Source organism: Nonomuraea sp. NPDC054003 (assembly GCF_055585125.1).
The window spans coordinates 397,451-413,830 of the sequence record NZ_JBVJKR010000008.1; the positions used below are offsets into that span (position 1 = coordinate 397,451).

Genomic DNA, 16,380 nt, shown 5'->3' on the forward strand with positions numbered 1-16,380 from the left:
CCCGGACAGTGGCCTTCCCTCGGGGCGGCTGCGGCAACCCTGCTGGTCAGCCCGCTGGCGGGGTCAGCCGGCGGTGCTGGTCGCGCTTCGCGGTCTCGTACGCGGTCCTGGCCTCGCGGCCCGTGCCGGTGCTGGAGACCTCCGCGACCGGGACGTCCCACCAGGCCTCGGACGACGGGCTGTCGATCGCCGGGTCGGCGCGCACGTACACGACGGTCACGCCGCGGGACGCGCGGGCCGTGTCGAGCGCCTTGCGCAGCTCGGCCAGGGAGCTTGGGCGCAGCACGGTCGCGCCCAGGCTGGCCGCGTTCGCCGCGAGGTCGACCGGGAGCGGCCCGCCGTCGTAGCGGCCCTCGCCCCGGTAGCGGTACGCGGTGCCGAGCCGTTCGGCGCCGACGCTCTCCGAGAGGCGGCCGATGGAGGCGAAGCCGGAGTTGTCGACCAGCACCACGGTCAGCTTGACGCCCTCCGCGACGGCCGTGACCAGCTCCTGGGCCATCATCAGGTACGAGCCGTCGCCGACCATGACGAAGACCTCGCGCTCCGGGGCGGCCAGCTTGACCCCGAGCCCGCCGGCGATCTCGTAGCCCATGCACGAGTAGCCGTACTCGACGTGGTAGCTTCCCGGCCCGCTGGGCCGCCAGAGCTTGTGCAGGTCGCCGGGCATGGACCCGGCAGCGCAGATGACCACGCCGTCGTCGCCCGCCGCCGCGTTCACCGCGCCGATGATGGCGGGCTGCGGCAGCGGGTCGCCGTCGAGCGCGTACGCCGCGTCGACGGCGGAGTCCCAGGCCCGCGACAGGCCGGCGGCGCGGGACCGGTAGTCCTCGCCGGTGGCCCAGCCCGAGCACGCCGCCGCCAGGTCCGCGAGTCCTTCGCGGGCGTCGGCGACGAGCTGCAGCCCGGACATCTTGGCGGCGTCGAAGCCGGTGATGTTCAGGTTGACGAACCGGGCCTCCGGCGCGAACAGCGAGTGGGAGGCCGTGGTGAAGTCGCTGTAGCGGGTGCCGACGCCGATGATCAGGTCGGCCTCGCGGGCCAGCGCGTTGGCGGCCGTGGTGCCGGTCGCGCCGATCGCGCCCATCGCCATCGGGTGGCCGTGCGGCAGCGCGCCCTTGCCCGCCTGGGTCTCGGCGACCGGGACGCCGAACGTCTCGGCGAAGGCCCGCAGCTCGCCGGTGGCCTCGCTGTAGATCACGCCGCCGCCGGCCACGATCAGCGGCCGGGACGCGGCCTTGACCAGCTCGGCGGCCCTGGCCAGCGCGGACCGTTCGGGGCGCGGCCTGGGGATGTGCCAGACGCGCCGGGCGAACAGCTCCTCCGGCCAGTCGGCGGCCTCGGCCTGCACGTCCTGCGGCAGCGACAGCGTCACCGCGCCCGTCTCGGCCGGGTCGGCGAGCACCCGCATGGCCGCCAGCAGCGCCGCCGGGAGCTGCTCGGGCCGGTTGACCCGGTCCCAGAAGCGGGAGACCGGCTTGAAGCAGTCGTTGACGGAGACGTCGTAGGAGCGCGGGTCCTCCAGCTCCTGCAGCACCGGGCTCGCCACCCGGGTGGCGAAGATGTCGCCGGGCAGCAGCAGCACGGGCAGCCGGTTGATGGTCGCGGCGGCCGCGCCGGTGACCATGTTGGTCGCGCCGGGGCCGATCGAGGTGGTGCAGGCCAGCGTCGACAGCCGGTTGGTGGCCCGCGCGTACGCGGCGGCGGTGTGCACCATGGCCTGCTCGTTGCGGCTCAGATAGTAGGGCAGGCCGGGGCCGGAGGTGGCCAGCGCCTGGCCGATGCCGGCCACGTTGCCGTGACCGAAGATGCCGAAGACGCCGCCGAACATCCGGTGCTCGACGCCGTCGCGCTCGGTGTGCTGGGCGGCGAGGAAGCGCACCACCGCCTGGGCCACCGTCAATCTCACCGTCAATGTCACCGGCAGCTTCACGAGGTCCTCCCGAAGGGCAGCCGGGGGTCGATGTCCTGGCCGTCCCAGGTGGCGCGGATCCAGGCGTGGCGGGGGTCGTCGCAGAACGCCATGGACCGCTCACCGGCGGGACCGGCCAGCACGTTCAGGTAGTAGAGGTCGTAGCCGGGCGCGGCCATGGACGGGCCGTGGTAGCCGTACGGCACCAGCACCACGTCGCCGGAGCCCACCTCGGCCAGGGTGTCGATCTGACCCCGCTCGGAGGAGTAGACGCGCTGGTAGCCGAGCCCCTGATCGGCCACCTCGAAGTAGTAGATCTCCTCCAGCACGGCCTCGCCGGGGTTCGCCGTGTCGTGCTTGTGCGGCGGGTAGGACGACCAGTTGCCGCCAGGGGTGAGCACCTCGACGGCGACGAGCTTGTCGCAGGCGAGGACGCCGGGCGCGGCGAAGTTGTTCACCTGGCGGCTGGCCTGGCCGGCGCCGCGCAGCTCCACCGGCACCGCGGAGGCGGGCACGTGGCGCGGCTCCAGGCGGCGGGTGGCACGCGCGGACGGCAATGCGATCCGGCCCGTACCGGTCAGCGTCACATGCTCAGAAATCGGGATATAGGCGAAATCGGAGGGCCCGGCGAACACCGAAGGCCGCCCGGCCAGCTCGAAGACCCGCGAGCCGTCCGCCCCGACCGTCACCGTGCAGGAGCCCGACAGCGGCAGGACGATCATCTCCTCCTCGCCGGTGTCGAACGACACGGGAGCCCCGGCCAGGTCCACCACCCGCAGGCCCGAATAGTCCCAACCGGCCAGCGACGGCGTGATCTCCACGGCCCACGGCCCGTTCGCGGCCTTGCCGTACGGAAGAAATGTCATGATCCAGCCTCTCGAACCAGTGCGGCGGCGCCGTCCACGGCGGTGGCGACGTCATCGTCCGGAGGGTAGAGCAGGGCGCGGCCGACGACGAGCCCCCGCACGCCCGGCAGGCGCAGCGCGCGCCCCCAGTCCGCGAAGGCGGCCGCCGCGTCCGGCGGGTCGCCGCCGAGCAGCAGCGCCGGCAGCGTGGTGGCGGCCATGACCCGCTCCATCTCGGCCACCGCCGGGATCTTCAGCCAGGTGTAGGCCGAGGTGACGCCGAGCGCCTGGGCCACGCTGATGGCGCGGATCACCGCGTCGGGGGACAGGTCGTTGCGGACCGCCCCGGTCTCGGTGCGCGTCGTCCAGAACGGCTCCACCATCGCCACGAGCCGCCTCCTGGCCAGATCGGTGACGGCGCGGGCGCACGACTCCAGGGTGGTGACGCTGGCGGGGTCGGACGGGTCGATGCGGCACAGCATCTTGCCGCCGTCGAGCCGCATCTCGTCGATGGCGGCGGCGTCGTAGCCGGTGAACCGGTCGTCCAGCTCGAACACCGAGCCCTGCAGGCCGCCCCTGTTCATCGAGCCGAAGGCCAGCTTGCCCTCCAGCGCGCCGAGCAGCAGCAGGTCCTCCAGCACGTCGGGGGAGGCCAGGATGCCGTCGACGCCGGGCCGGGCCAGCGCCACCCGCAGCCGGTCGAGCAGGTCGGTCCGGCTGGCCATGGCCAGCGGCCGGTCGCGCACGGCCAGCGCGCCGCGCGCCGGGTGGTCGGCCGCGACGATCAGCAGCCGCCCGCCCTCGCCCGGCAGCTCACGCCGCTGACGGCGGGCCGCGGCCTGCGCGATCGCCCCGGGCCTGGTGGCGCGGATGTGGGTGAGCTCCTCGTACCGCGTCGTTCTGGGCAGCGTGACGTCGCTCAAGGACGCACCTCGCTCCGCGGGCCGGGAGCGGCCTCTCCGGCGGTGGTCGCGGGCCGGCCCTCCAGCAGGGCCAGCACCTCGCCGGTGGTCGGCATGGCCTCCGCGCAGGCCAGCCGCGCCGCCACGTGGGCGCCCGCCGCGTTGGCGAAGCGCACCGTACGCTCCAGCGACCAGCCGCGCACCAGCCCGAGGCAGACCGCGCCGCCGAAGGCGTCGCCCGCGCCCAGTCCGTTGACCACCTCGACCTGGACCGGCTCGGCCACCACGTGCTCTTTCCCGCTGCGGGCCAGCACCCCGTCGGGGCCCATCTTCACGATCGCCACCTCCATCCCGGCGTCGAGCAGCGCCTGCGCCGCCGCCTCCGGGTCGCGGGTGCCGACGGCGATCTCGACCTCGTCGAGGTTGCCCACGGCCACGTTCGCGTGCGGCAGCGCGCGCCGGTATTCGCGCTCGGCCGCCTCGCGCGACTCCCACAGCATCGGGCGGTAGTCCAGGTCGAACACGGTCCACCCGGACGGCGCCGTCCGGGCCGCCAGCGCGGCGGCGTGCGCCGAGCGGCTGGGTTCCTGGCTCAGCCCGGTCCCGGTGAACCAGAAGACCGGCGTCCGGCGGATCGCGTCCAGGTCGAGCGACTCGGGGGTGATCCGCAGGTCAGGCGGATGCTCGCCCCGGTAGAAGTAGATCGGGAAGTGGTCGGGCGGGAAGATCTCGCAGAACGTGACCGGCGTGGGCGGCCCCTCGACCGTCCCCACGAAGACGTCGTCGACACCGAATCCGCGGATCGCCTGCCGTACCCACACCCCGAAGGGGTCGGCGCCCACGGCGGTCACCACGGCGGGGCGCAGGCCGTGACGCGCCGCGGCGACCGCGACGTTCGTCGGGCTGCCGCCGAGGAACTTGCCGAAGGACTCGACGTGAACCAAGCTCACGCCGGTCTGCAGCGGATAGATGTCGACGCCGCAGCGTCCCATCGTGATCAGGTCGAACAACGCACCTCCAGAGCTGGAGCTTCCGGCAGACACTATGGCATATTGTCATGACATACGGATGTCCGCTATGTTTCTCAACTGTGCCCCGTGCCGTATTCCGAAGGGCCCCGTGGGCACGCTCCCCGGAATCAGCCAGGACTTTTACGTCATATACATGTCATGACATATTGGCCCTGACTTCCTCCCTTATGGACGTGTCGGAGGGTTTGCAGAATGGTGCGGAACAGGTCGATGGGTGTGGTCGCGGTGCTCGCCGCGTCCGCGCTGGGACTGGCCGCGTGCGGCCAGTCGTCCGGTGATGGCGGCGAAGGCGGCGCCATCGAGTTGACGATCGCCCAGAACGCCATCGCCGGAGGCAAGAACGCGGCGGCGGCCGACCACATGGCCAACTGGGTGATCCCCAAGTTCGAGGAGGCCCAGAAGGCCAAGGGCAAGGACGTCACGGTCAAGTTCGTTCCCAGCGGCGTCGACGACGAGCAGTACAAGACCAAGCTCTCCCTCGACCTCAAGTCAGGCAAGGGCGCCGACGTGATCGACATCGACGGCATCTGGGCCGGGGAGTTCGCCGAGGCGGGCTACATCAAGCCGCTGGCGGAGGTCGCCGGGCCGGAGGCCGAGAGCTGGGAGGGCTGGCAGCAGATCCCGGAGGCCGTCCAGGGCCTGGCCACCTACAACGGCAAGAAGTACGCCCTGCCCGTCGGCACCGACGGCCGCGTGCTCTACTTCAACAAGACGCTCTTCCAGAAGGCCGGGCTGCCCGCCGACTGGCAGCCGGTGAGCTGGCAGGAGGTCCTCGACGCGGGCGAGAAGCTCAAGTCGTCCGGCGTCCCGGTGCCGATCCAGATCAACGCCGGCACCGCCATGGGCGAGGCCACCACGATGCAGGGTGTGCTCCCGCTGCTGGCGGGCGCCGGCGGTGAGGTGCAGGTGGACGGCAAGTGGACCGGCGCGGCGCAGCCGCTGAAGGACGTGCTCGGCCTCTACCAGAAGGTCTACGGCGGCAGCGGCCTCGGTGACCCGAAGCTCCAGCAGGAGGCCAAGGGCCGCGACAAGTCGTTCCAGCAGTTCGCCGAGGGCAAGGTCGGCATCCTCCTGGAGGGCGACTACTTCTGGCGCGGCGTGGTCAACCCCAAGACCGGCGTCGCCCCGATGGCCGACCGCGAGGAGGTCGTCGGCTACGCCAAGATCCCGGCGATCGAGCCCGGCAAGGGCATCCGCGGTCAGGACTTCGTGAGCATGTCCGGCGGCGCGCTGCGGACGCTCAACCCGAACAGCAAGCACCCGAAGGAAGCCTTCGAGCTGCTGGCCTTCACGCTGTCGGCGGACGCGCTGAAGGAGGAGACCAAGGACGGCAACGTGCGCATCACCCCGCGCACCGACGTCAACAAGGAGATCCTGGCCGGCGAGCCGCTGCTGACCTACATCTCCGACGAGGTGCTCCCGCTGACGGCCTACCGGCCGCCGGTGGCGGTCTACCCGCAGGTGTCGGTCGCCCTCCAGGAGGCCACGGCCGCGGTCGCCGGCGGCACGGCCGCCGACCAGGCGGCCGCCGACTACCAGAAGAAGCTCGAAGGAATCGTCGGTGGCGCAGCAAACGTCGCCTCCTGACACGAAGGCCCTCGACGAGTCGCCCGCCCGCGGCTACAGCTCCGACGCCGCGGGCCTGGGCAGGCTGCGGGCGGGGGCCTTCGTGGCGCCCGCCCTGGCGCTCATCGCGGTCTTCCTGGTCTTCCCGGCGCTCTGGGTCATCTACCTGGGGCTGATGAACTACCGGCTGACCGGGATCGCCGCGGCCGAGCCGCAGTTCGTCGGCCTGGACAACTACCTCAAGGCGCTGTCGGACCCGGGGTTCTGGAACTCCACCGTGCTGACCTTCCAGTTCGTGCTGGGGTCGGCCGTCATCGGGCAGGTGGTGCTCGGCTTCACCCTCGCCTGGCTGATGCGCAACCGCCGCGGCACGCTGAAGAGCGTCGTCGAGGGCGTGGTCATCCTGGCCTGGATCCTGCCGAGCGCGGTCGTGGCGTTCCTGTGGGTGGCGCTGCTCGACCGCGACAGCGGCACGCTCAACGCGCTGCTCGGCATCCCGGGCTTCGCCTGGCTGCTCGACTATCCGATGCTGTCGATCATCCTCTTCAACACCTGGCGCGGCACCGCGTTCTCGATGATGCTCTACGGCGCCGCGCTCGGGAACGTGCCGCCCTCCCACCTGGAGAGCGCCAGGCTGGCCGGGGCGTCCGGCTGGCAGCAGCTGCGTGACGTGGTCTTCCCGCACATCCGCGGGCACATCCTGACCAACCTGCTGCTGATCAGCCTGTGGACGTTCAACGACTTCGGGCCCTTCCTGCTCACCGCGGGCGGCCCGGAGAACAAGACGGAGATCCTGGCCGTGTACGTCTACAAGACCGCGCTCCAGGCCGGTGACCTGGGCTACGGCGCCGCGATCTCCACGATCATCCTGCTGATCAACCTGGTCGTGGCGATCTTCTACCTGCGGCTGCTCAGGAGGAAGGGATGACGCGGTTCGTCGCCGGCCGGATCGGCTTCTACACGCTGGTCGCGTTACTGCTGGCCTTCTTCACGATCCCCCTGCTGTGGCTCGCCTCGGCGCCGTTCACCTCGAACCCCACGTACGAGGTCCGGGTGCCGGACTTCACCTGGGAGAACTTCCAGATCATCCTGGATCACCCGTACGCGCTCGGCTCGCTGGTCAACTCGCTGATCCTGGCCATCGGCACGGCGGTCCTGGTGGTGGTGATGTCGGCGCTGGCCGCCTACGCGCTCAGCCGGGTGCGGCTGCCGGGCCGCGACGCGCTGCTCTACGCGCTGCTGCTGCTCTCGTCGATCATCACCGGCACGGCCGCGATGGTGCCGCTGTTCCAGCTCGCCATCGAGCTGGGCCTGATCGACTCGCACACGGGCCTGATCCTGATCATGACCGGGGGCCTGCTGCCCGCCGCGATCTTCATGATCAAGGACTTCATGGACACCACGCCGAAGTCGTACGAGGAGTCCGCGCGGGTCTTCGGCGCCTCGCCGCTGCAGATCGTCCGCCACGTGGTCGTCCCCGTCGTCCGGCCCGGCCTGGCCACGATCGCCGTGTGGACGATCGCGAACGTGTGGGGCAACTTCCTCATGCCGTACCTGCTGCTCAGCGACGTCGAGAAGCAGCCCGCCGCGGTGATCATGTACACCCTCTACACCGAGGGCGGCCAGGCCAACCTCAAGGTGCTGTCCACGTTCGGCCTGCTCTACTCGGTCCCCGTGGTGCTCATGTACCTGTTCGTCAGCAAGAAGTACGGCTTCCGCTTCCACGGAGGGATCAAGCGCTGAAATGGCCGCAATCGAACTTCGGGGCCTGACCAAGGTCTATCCCGGTGGAGTGAAGGCGCTCGACTCGCTGGACCTGACCATCCCCGACGGCGAGTTCTTCGCCCTGCTCGGCCCCTCGGGCTGCGGGAAGACGACGCTGCTGCGTACCATCGCCGGTCTGGAGACCGCGACCGGCGGCGCGGTCGTCATCGGCGGCCGCGACGTGACCAGGGTGCAGCCGGGCGGCCGCGACGTCGCCATGGTCTTCCAGGACTACGCGCTGTTCCCGCACATGGACGTCACCGACAACATCGCCTACCCGCTGCGGATCAAGAAGGTCGCCAAGGGCGAGCGCCGGGCCAAGGCGGAGGAGGTGGCCGCCCGGCTCGGCCTGGAGAAGCTGATGGACCGGCGGCCCGGCCAGCTCTCCGGCGGCCAGCAGCAGCGCGTCGCGCTGGCGCGGGTGATGGCCACGCAGGCGCAGGCGTTCCTGTTCGACGAGCCGCTGTCCAACCTCGACGCCAGGCTCCGCCTGGAGGCGCGCACGTTCCTCAAGAAGCTCCAGCGCGAGCTGGGCGTCACCACCGTGTTCGTCACCCACGACCAGGCCGAGGCGCTGGCCATGGCCGACCGGATGGCGATCATGGAGGCGGGGCTCATCCGCCAGATCGGCACTCCTTCCGAGGTGTTCCAGCGGCCCGCCAACACCTTCGTCGCCGGATTCATCGGCTCGACTCCGATGAACCTGCTGGACGCCGTCGCCCGGGGTGACACCCTTGAGGTGGCCGGGTGCAAGGTGCCCGTCCCCGCCTCGGCGGAAGGACTCGTGGTCGACGGGGAGAAGCTCGTGTACGGCGTGCGCCCTGAATACATGACCTACCAGGCCGGAACCGTCGAGGGCGGCCTGAGCGGCAGCGTGGTCATCCTGGAGAACCTCGGCGCGTCCCACTTGGTGACCCTGGACGTCGGCGGCGTCATGGTGCAGGGCGTGGTGGCCGAGGGTGAGGAGCCCGCGCTGGGCGAGCAGGGCGCCGTGATGCCCAGGAGCGACCGCGCTCTGGTCTACCGCGACGGTGAGCTGGTGGCCGCATGACCGTCATCAGGGGCCGCTGGAGCCTGGACGACCGGCTGGAGCGCATCCTGCGCGAGGTGCCGTTCGAGGTGCCGCCGGGCACCGCCGCCGTCACCGTCCGGCTGTCGTACGACCGTTCCCAGGGCGTGCTCGACCTGGGCTGCGCCGGGCCGGGCGGTTTCCGCGGCTGGTCCGGCGGGGCGCGCGACGAGTACACGATCACGCCAGGCTGGGCCACGCCCGGCTACCTGCCCGGCGAGCCCGAGACCGGCGAATGGCAGGTCTGGCTGCGCCTGCACCGGATCCCGCCGCAGGGTCTCGACTACACGCTGGAGATCCGTACCGAGACCACGCCGCCGCCGCCGGAGGAGGAGGCCGAGCCGGCGCACGGCGAGCGGCCGCCGCGGCGCGACGTCCCCGACCTCGACGGCCTGCGCTGGTTCGCCGGCGACTTCCACGCCCACACCGTCCACAGCGACGGCCAGCTCACCATCGCCGAGCTGGCCGAGCTGGCCCACGGGCGCGGCCTGGACTTCCTGGCCGTCACCGACCACAACACGGTCAGCCACCACCCCGGGCTGGCCAAGACCGACCGGGGCATCGCGCTGCTGCCCGGCCAGGAGGTCACCACCGACCGCGGGCACGCCAACGTGTTCGGCGACGTCGGCTGGGTCGACTTCCGCGATCCGGCCGACTCCTGGGTGGCGCACGCCGAGCGCGCGGGCGGGCTCATCTCCATCAACCACCCGCTCGGCGGCGACTGCGCCTGGCTGCAGCCGCTCACCCGGCGGCCCAGGATCGCCGAGGTCTGGCACTCCGGCTGGTGGGACCGGCGCTGGGGCGCCCCCCTGGCCTGGGCCGACGCCTGGCATCCCGACCTGGTGGCGATCGGCGCCAGCGACTTCCACCGGCCCGGGGCAGACGGCCTGCCCGGCTCGCCCACCACCTGGGTGCTCGCCGAGGACACCGGCGCGGTGTTCACCGCCGTCGCCGAGGGCCGCACCGCCATATCCGCGGGGCCCGACGCCCCCCTGCTGCTGCGCCTGGGCGACGAGCTGCTCGCCCTGGACGCCGACGGCCTCATCCTGGTACGCCCCGGCGGCGAGCGCCTGGTCATCCGCGGCGACAGGGTGCTGCTGCCCGCCGCGGAAGGACGGCACCGCCTGGAAACCTACGAGAACGAGGTGATGGCGCTATGCGCCTGATCAGTGTCGCCAACGCCCCCGTGAGCTTCGGCGTGTTCGAGCTGAGCGACGCGCCGCCGCCCCTGACCTCCGCCGAGATGGTCTCGGCCATCGCCGGCGCCGGCTACGAGGGCATCGACCTCGGCCCCATCGGCTATCTCGGCACCAAGGACGACCTGGCCGAGCGGCTGGGCGGGCTGCTGCTCGCCGGCGGCTGGGCCGACCTGCGCTACGGCGACGCCGGCGAGTTCGGCAAGGGGCTGGACGCCCTGGACGCCACCCTGGAGGTGTTCGCCGCAGCCCCGCCCGCCCCGGACCATCTCAAACCCCGGCCGACGCTCGGCTGCTCCGGCTCGCCCGCGCGCTTCGCCCGCCCCGGCGGGAACGCTCCAGGGCTGGAGCCGGGGGAGTGGGCCGGATACGCCTCCCGCGTCCAGGAGGCGGTCCAGCGCTGCCGCGACGCCGGCTTCGAGCCCGCCTTCCACCACCACCTCGGCACGTACGTCGAGACCCCCGAGGACGTGGAGCGGCTGCTGGAGCTGACCGACGTGCAGCTCTGCCTCGACACCGGCCACCTGCTGCTGGCCGGGGGAGACCCGGTGACCGCGCTGCGCGACTGGTCGGGCCGGATCGGCCACGTGCACGTCAAGGACGGTGACCGGGCGATCCTGGCCCGCGCCCTGGACAACGGCGTGGACCTGCGCGAGCTGATGGGCCGGGGCGGCTTCGCCCCGCTCGGCGAGGGCGAGCTGGACCTGCCCGGCGTGGTGCGGGCGCTGGAGGAGACCGGTTACACCGGCTGGGTGATCATCGAGCAGGACACCCTGCCCGGCAGGCGGTCAGTTGCCCAGAACATCACCGATCAAGCCGCCAACCGCGAGAAGCTACGGGAACTCGGACTTTGACGTCACGCTGGAGGATCCAGTCTTGAAGATCGCCCTTGTCGGGTGCGGCGCCGTCACGCAGGCGGTGTACGCGCCGCTGCTGTCGCGCCGTCGCGACCTGTTCGAGGTGACGGCCGTCTGCGACCTGTCGCGGACGCTCGCCGACGCCGCCGGTGACCGGCTGGGCGCGCCCGGCCGGTACACCTCCCTGGACGCGATGCTGGAGGCGGGCGGCTTCGAGGCCGTGCTCGTGCTCGCCTCCGGCTCCCACGGCGACACCGTGCGCCGGGCGCTCGCGGCGGGCCACGCGGTGCTCTGCGAGAAGCCGCTGGCGCTGACCCGCGCCGAGGTGGCAGAGCTGCCGGAAGGCCGGCTCATGGTCGGCTACATGAAGCAGTACGACCCGGCCGTGCGCCGGGCCGGGAAGCTGCTGGCCGAGCTGGGCGGGCCGGACGCCATCAGGTCCGTCGAGGTGACCGTGCTGCACCCCAGCGGGGAGTCGCAGCTCGCCTTCGCCAACCTCACCCAGGCCCGCGACGTGCCCGCCGACCTGCTCGCCACGCTGCGCGCCCGCGAGGAGTCGCTCGTGTCGCGGGCGCTCGGCGAGGAGGCGCCCGCGCAGGTCCGCGACCTGTACGCGATCGCGCTCGGCTCCGTCTGCCACGACCTGTCGCTGCTGCGCGGCTTCACCGGCTCGCCCGCGGAGATCGGGCACGTCGAGACGTGGGGGGACGCGCCCGGATCCGTGGAGATCTCCGGGCGGCTCCCGGCCGCCGGGCGGTTCTCCATCCGGTGGCACTACCTGGAGGACTATCCCGCGTACCGGGAGACCGTGGTCATCCACCACGACGCCGGCTCGCTGGAGCTGGTCTTCCCGTCGCCCTACCTGATGAACGCGCCCACCGTTCTCACCGTGGTGTCCGGCGGCGAGAGCCGCGCCGAGTGGCGCGAGGTGACCGAGGCGTTCGAGGTCCAGCTGGCCGCCTTCCACGCCTTCGTCACCGACGGCACGCCGCCGCTCACCGACCGGGCCGGCGCGCTGGAGGACATCGTCACCGCCCAGCGCATCGCGGCCCGCTACGCCGTACAGCATGACCTGCCGATCGGAGGGGAAGCAGCGTGACCGCAGAGTTCGCCGGGGAGATCGTCGTCGTCCCGCACACCCACTGGGACCGGGAGTGGTACGAGCCGTTCCAGCGTTTCCGGCTGCGGCTGGTCGCGCTGATGGACGAGGTGCTCGACACCATGGAGCGCGAGCCCGGCTACCACTTCACCCTCGACGGGCAGCTCGCCTGCGTGGACGACTACCTGGAGGTGCGGCCGGAGAACCGCGACCGGGTGGCCGCCCTGGTCGAGTCCGGCCGGCTCGCGGTCGGGCCGTGGCAGATCCTGCTCGACGAGTTCCTCTGCTCGGGCGAGAACATCGTGCGCAACCTGGAGCTGGGCATGGCCAGGGCCGACAAGCTCGGCGGCGCCATGCCGGTCGGCTACCTGCCCGACATGTTCGGCCACACCGCGCAGATGCCGCAGATCCTGAGGCGGGCCGGGCTTCCTTACGCCTGTGTGTACCGGGGCGTGCCGTCGTCGGTGACCACCGACGCGTTCGCCTGGGTCGCCCCCGACGGCACCGCGATCCGCACCCAGTACCTGCCCGCGGGCGGCTACGGCAACGGCGCCCACCTGTTCGAGGACCCCGATCGGCTGGTCGAGCGCGGCGCCGCCTTCGTCGGGACCATGCGCCGCTGGCACGGGCCCGACGGGCCGCTGCTGGCCATGTACGGCACCGACCACTCGGCCCCGGTGCGCGGCCTGCCCGAGATGGTGGCCGGGCTCGGCGCCCGCATGGACACCCTGTCCGGCTACGTCACCGCGCACCCGGCCGACGTGGAAGGGCTGCCCCGGGTGGCGGGTGAGCTGCGCTCGCACGCGCGGGCCAACATCCTGCCCGGCGTCATCTCCGTGCGGGCGCACGTGAAGCAGGCCATGGGCCGCGCTGAGCGGATGGTCGAACGGTACGCCGAGCCGCTGGCCGCGCTCTGGGGCGCGGAGTGGCCCGGCCGGTTCCTCGACATGGCCTGGTGGCGGCTGGTCGACGCCAGCGGCCACGACTCGGTGACCGGCTGCGGCGTCGACGAGACCGCCCAGCAGGTGGCCGCCCGCATCGCCGAGGCCGAGCACCTCGGCCAGGCCGTGCGCGACATGGTCACCGCCCGGCTGTCCGCGTCCGTGCCGTCCGGCGGCATGCTCGTCGTCAACCCCACGCCCGCCGCCCGGCGCGGCGTGGTGCTGCTCGACCTGGCGGGCGAGGACCCGGTCGTCGACCCGGCCGGCGCCAGGGTGCCGATCCAGCCGCTGGAGTACGCGCCGACGCTGCTGCTCGACGAGGAGATGGACCCCGTCACGGCGCTCACCTTCGTCCACGGCACCGAGCTGTACGGGCAGCAGATCACCGGCTGGTCCGCCGAGGACGGCGTGCTGACGTTCACCGTCGCCCGCGAGTCGCGGCTGCCGTTCGACGTCGGCCAGGTGCGCGGCGCGCTCGCCGGGATCACCCGGGTACGCATCCTCGCCGAGCCGCGCCGCACCGTGGCCGCGCTCGTCGAGGCGCCGCCCCTGGGCCACACGAGCGTGCGGCCGCAGCGCGGCGGCGGCCACGCCAGCGACCTGCCCGCGTCGACCCTGCCGGTCGGGGCCGACGAGCGGGTGCTCGACAACGGGCTGCTCCGCGTCGAGGTGGACCGCGACGGCACCCTGACCCTGACCGGCGCCGGCGGCGTCACGCTCAGCGGCGCCGGGCGCATCGTCGACGGCGGCGACGTGGGCGACAGCTACAACTACGCGCCGCCGGCCGAGGACCGGTTCGTCTTCGAGCCGGAGTCGGTGCACGTGGAGATGGTGTGCGCCGGTCCGCTGGTGGCCGCGTACGACGTGTGGCGCACCTACCGGTGGCCCGCCGCCGGCGACGGGATCGAGGGCACGCCGGAGATCCCCGCGCGGTCCCGCACCGAGGCGACCGAGGAGATCGCCGTCCGCACCCGCGTCGAGCTGCGCGCGGGCGAGCCGTTCGTCCGGCTCAGCGTCGACTTCGACAACCGGTGCGCCGACCACCGGGTGCGGCTGCACGTGCCGCTGCCCGAGCGGGCCGCCGAGTCGCACGCGGAAGGCCAGTTCGCGGTCGTCACCCGCGGCCTCAGAGCCGAGGCCGGCTGCGGCGAGGAGCCGCTGCCCACCTACCCGGCCTCCTCGTGGGTGGCCGCCGGGGGAGTGGCGGCGCTGCTGGAGCACGTCACCGAGTACGAACTGGTGGAGGACGGCGGGGAGTTGGCGCTCACGCTGCTGCGCTCCGTCGGCTACCTGTCACGCAACCGGCACGCGCTCCGGCCCGAGCCCGCGGGCCCCCAGCTGCCGACCCCGGCGGCGCAGTCGCGGGGGCTGCGGTCGGTGAGCCTCGCGCTCATGCCCTACAGCGGGACGTGGTCGGCGGTGCCCGGCGCGGCCGAGGTGTTCAGGCACGACCTGCTGACCGTGGCCGGCTCGGGCGACCCGTCCCTGCCGCTGCCCGCCCCCGCCGCGGGGCTGTCGGTCACGGGCGACGGCGTGGTCATGACCTCGCTGCGGGCCCGTGAGGAGTGGAAGGAGCTCCGCGTGGTGGCCCTGTCGGACGACCCCGCGGAGGCTCTGGTCACGGGTGACTTCACCCGCGCCCGCCGTGCCGACCTGCGCGGCCGTCCGGGTGACGAGCTGGAGGTCACGGACGGCACGCTCCGCCTTCCGCTGGGCGCCTGGGAGATCGCCACCGTGCAACTGTCCTAGGACCGGTCGTCCCGGTCGGTCAGGCCGAGCTGGCCGGCGGCCTGGAGGGCCAGCCAGACCTCGGTGAAGGCGGTCGTCGAGGTGAGGTCGCGCCCCGTCAGCGACGCGAAGCGGCGCAGCCGGTACGCCAGCGTGTTGGGGTGGATGTGCAGGAGCGCCGCCGTGTCCTCGAGCCGTGCGCGGCGTCGTACGCGATCACCTCGCCCAGGACGTGGTCCACCAGGGCGGCCAGGGTGGCGGCGTCGTCCGGCAGCCAGCGCCCGGTCGGGTCCCTGCCGTAGACGACCAGCGGCTGCCCGGACTCGGCCGCCCGGGTGGCCGCCCACTCGGCCTCGCGCCGAGCCACCCTGGTGGAGGCGCCGGGCGGGAACGGCCGGCTCATGCCCGCCCGGACGGCCGGCAGGCCGGTGACCGGCCCGGCCAGTGAGGGCGGGCCGAGCACGTACAGGTCGTCGCCCCGCCGCAGCATGAGGTGCGGGTGGTCGGCCAGCGCCCGCCGCAGGCCGACGTCATCGGCGCCGCGCACCACGACGAGCACCGCGTCGGTGTCGGTGGGCAGCCCCAGCCGGGCCAGGCGGCGGCGCGCGGTGGCCGGGTCGAGCAGGTCCTGCAGCAGCTCCGACAGCGTCTCGGCGCCCTCGCGGCGCAGCGTCTCCCGCTCGTGCCTGGCCATGGCCACCTGGAGCGCGGCCACGGTGGCGATGTGCTGGACCACGGCCAGCCCGGCCGGCCGGGCGCCCTCGCGCTCGAACGCCACCAGGAACCCCGCGGGCCCGCCGGGCGCCGGCACCGGCAGCACGAAACCGCCGGGGACGGTCGGCGGCGCCTCCGGCTCCGAAGGCAGCACGTCCAGCGACGGCGGCACCGGCACCCCGGGCAGCAACGGCCGCCCCTGCGGCGTGCACAGGAACACCTGGTAGCCGGAGAGCCGCTCCAGCCGCTGGAACAGCGTCGCCGTGTCGAGATCCTCGGACGCCAGCCAGCGCAGCGCCCCGAACACCTGGAGCTGCGCGCCCAGCCGGTGGCGGGCGTCCTCCTGCACCGCCGCGGCCACCTCCTGGGCGACGGCGATGAACGGCACCGCCAGCGGCACTTCCAGCACCGGCATGCCGCGCCGCTCCGCCGCCTCGAAGAACGCCCGGTGCAGCGGCGGCACGTGCAGCTGCGCCGACAGGGCCAGCGCCGACACGCCCGCGTCGTCCAGCCGCTCCAGGTATGCCCGCTGATCGGCGGCGGAACGGGGCACGCCGATGCCGGTCGTCATGATCACCTCGGCGCCGAGCAGCCACGGCGTCGGGTCGGCGAGCTCGCTCACGTGCGCCCACGACACCGACCGGCCGAGCCCCGCCTCGCCCGCGAGCAGCCGCAGCTGCAGGGCGGGGGAGCGCAACAGGTCGAGCACCGTCACCTTGTGGTCCGCCACAACACCCACTGTAGGACTTCGTGACGCGG

The 16,380-nt window shown here is 72.9% G+C and carries 14 protein-coding genes; 8 read left to right on the forward strand and 6 right to left on the reverse strand.

Features of this window, described 5'->3' with window-relative positions; all coding sequences use genetic code 11:
• Positions 1–46: 46 nt before the first annotated feature.
• Genes iolD through iolC form a run of 4 tightly spaced genes read right to left on the reverse strand, consistent with a single transcriptional unit; the run spans position 47 to position 4,666 of the window.
• Complete coding sequence (gene iolD / locus ACZ6YG_RS23410; protein ID WP_466019173.1) at positions 47–1,930, reverse strand: 3D-(3,5/4)-trihydroxycyclohexane-1,2-dione acylhydrolase (decyclizing); 1,884 nt, start codon at positions 1,928–1,930, stop codon at positions 47–49.
• Positions 1,927–2,775, reverse strand: a complete 849-nt coding sequence (gene iolB / locus ACZ6YG_RS23415) for a 5-deoxy-glucuronate isomerase (protein ID WP_148033751.1) — start codon at positions 2,773–2,775, stop codon at positions 1,927–1,929. The genes iolD and iolB overlap by 4 nt, the downstream gene beginning before the upstream one ends.
• On the reverse strand, positions 2,772–3,677 hold the full coding sequence (locus ACZ6YG_RS23420; protein WP_372452508.1) for a Cgl0159 family (beta/alpha)8-fold protein: 906 nt from the start codon (positions 3,675–3,677) through the stop codon (positions 2,772–2,774). The genes iolB and ACZ6YG_RS23420 overlap by 4 nt, the downstream gene beginning before the upstream one ends.
• Positions 3,674–4,666: a 5-dehydro-2-deoxygluconokinase gene (gene iolC, locus ACZ6YG_RS23425; RefSeq protein ID WP_466019174.1), complete on the reverse strand. Its 993-nt coding sequence runs from the start codon at positions 4,664–4,666 to the stop codon at positions 3,674–3,676. Before iolC ends, ACZ6YG_RS23420 begins: the two co-directional genes overlap by 4 nt.
• Before the next feature lie 213 nt (positions 4,667–4,879).
• On the opposite strand from iolC, the gene ACZ6YG_RS23430 reads away from it, so the two are divergent.
• The 8 genes from ACZ6YG_RS23430 to ACZ6YG_RS23465 are packed head-to-tail and all read left to right on the forward strand — an operon-like array spanning position 4,880 to position 14,928.
• Positions 4,880–6,274: an extracellular solute-binding protein gene (locus tag ACZ6YG_RS23430; protein ID WP_261808787.1), complete on the forward strand. Its 1,395-nt coding sequence runs from the start codon at positions 4,880–4,882 to the stop codon at positions 6,272–6,274.
• Positions 6,249–7,181 (forward strand): carbohydrate ABC transporter permease, encoded by a 933-nt coding sequence (locus tag ACZ6YG_RS23435; protein WP_148033750.1) that lies wholly within the window; start codon positions 6,249–6,251, stop codon positions 7,179–7,181. The genes ACZ6YG_RS23430 and ACZ6YG_RS23435 overlap by 26 nt, the downstream gene beginning before the upstream one ends.
• On the forward strand, positions 7,178–7,996 hold the full coding sequence (locus ACZ6YG_RS23440; protein WP_148033749.1) for a carbohydrate ABC transporter permease: 819 nt from the start codon (positions 7,178–7,180) through the stop codon (positions 7,994–7,996). The genes ACZ6YG_RS23435 and ACZ6YG_RS23440 overlap by 4 nt, the downstream gene beginning before the upstream one ends.
• 1 nt (position 7,997) lies before the next feature.
• On the forward strand, positions 7,998–9,068 hold the full coding sequence (locus ACZ6YG_RS23445) for an ABC transporter ATP-binding protein (RefSeq protein WP_466019175.1): 1,071 nt from the start codon (positions 7,998–8,000) through the stop codon (positions 9,066–9,068).
• Positions 9,065–10,252: a CehA/McbA family metallohydrolase gene (locus ACZ6YG_RS23450; RefSeq protein WP_466019176.1), complete on the forward strand. Its 1,188-nt coding sequence runs from the start codon at positions 9,065–9,067 to the stop codon at positions 10,250–10,252. The genes ACZ6YG_RS23445 and ACZ6YG_RS23450 overlap by 4 nt, the downstream gene beginning before the upstream one ends.
• The gene (locus ACZ6YG_RS23455; RefSeq protein WP_466019177.1) at positions 10,243–11,136 is read left to right on the forward strand and encodes a TIM barrel protein; all 894 of its coding nucleotides are present in this window, start codon (positions 10,243–10,245) and stop codon (positions 11,134–11,136) included. Before ACZ6YG_RS23450 ends, ACZ6YG_RS23455 begins: the two co-directional genes overlap by 10 nt.
• 22 nt (positions 11,137–11,158) lie before the next feature.
• Positions 11,159–12,238: a Gfo/Idh/MocA family protein gene (locus ACZ6YG_RS23460; RefSeq protein WP_466019178.1), complete on the forward strand. Its 1,080-nt coding sequence runs from the start codon at positions 11,159–11,161 to the stop codon at positions 12,236–12,238.
• Positions 12,235–14,928 (forward strand): glycoside hydrolase family 38 N-terminal domain-containing protein, encoded by a 2,694-nt coding sequence (locus tag ACZ6YG_RS23465; RefSeq protein ID WP_466019179.1) that lies wholly within the window; start codon positions 12,235–12,237, stop codon positions 14,926–14,928. Before ACZ6YG_RS23460 ends, ACZ6YG_RS23465 begins: the two co-directional genes overlap by 4 nt.
• Here the strand turns inward: ACZ6YG_RS23465 and ACZ6YG_RS23470 are convergent.
• Positions 14,925–15,080: a helix-turn-helix domain-containing protein gene (locus tag ACZ6YG_RS23470; RefSeq protein WP_466019203.1), complete on the reverse strand. Its 156-nt coding sequence runs from the start codon at positions 15,078–15,080 to the stop codon at positions 14,925–14,927. The genes ACZ6YG_RS23465 and ACZ6YG_RS23470 overlap by 4 nt on opposite strands.
• Complete coding sequence (locus tag ACZ6YG_RS23475; protein WP_466019180.1) at positions 15,026–16,351, reverse strand: PucR family transcriptional regulator ligand-binding domain-containing protein; 1,326 nt, start codon at positions 16,349–16,351, stop codon at positions 15,026–15,028. The genes ACZ6YG_RS23470 and ACZ6YG_RS23475 overlap by 55 nt, the downstream gene beginning before the upstream one ends.
• Positions 16,352–16,380 lie beyond the last annotated feature (29 nt).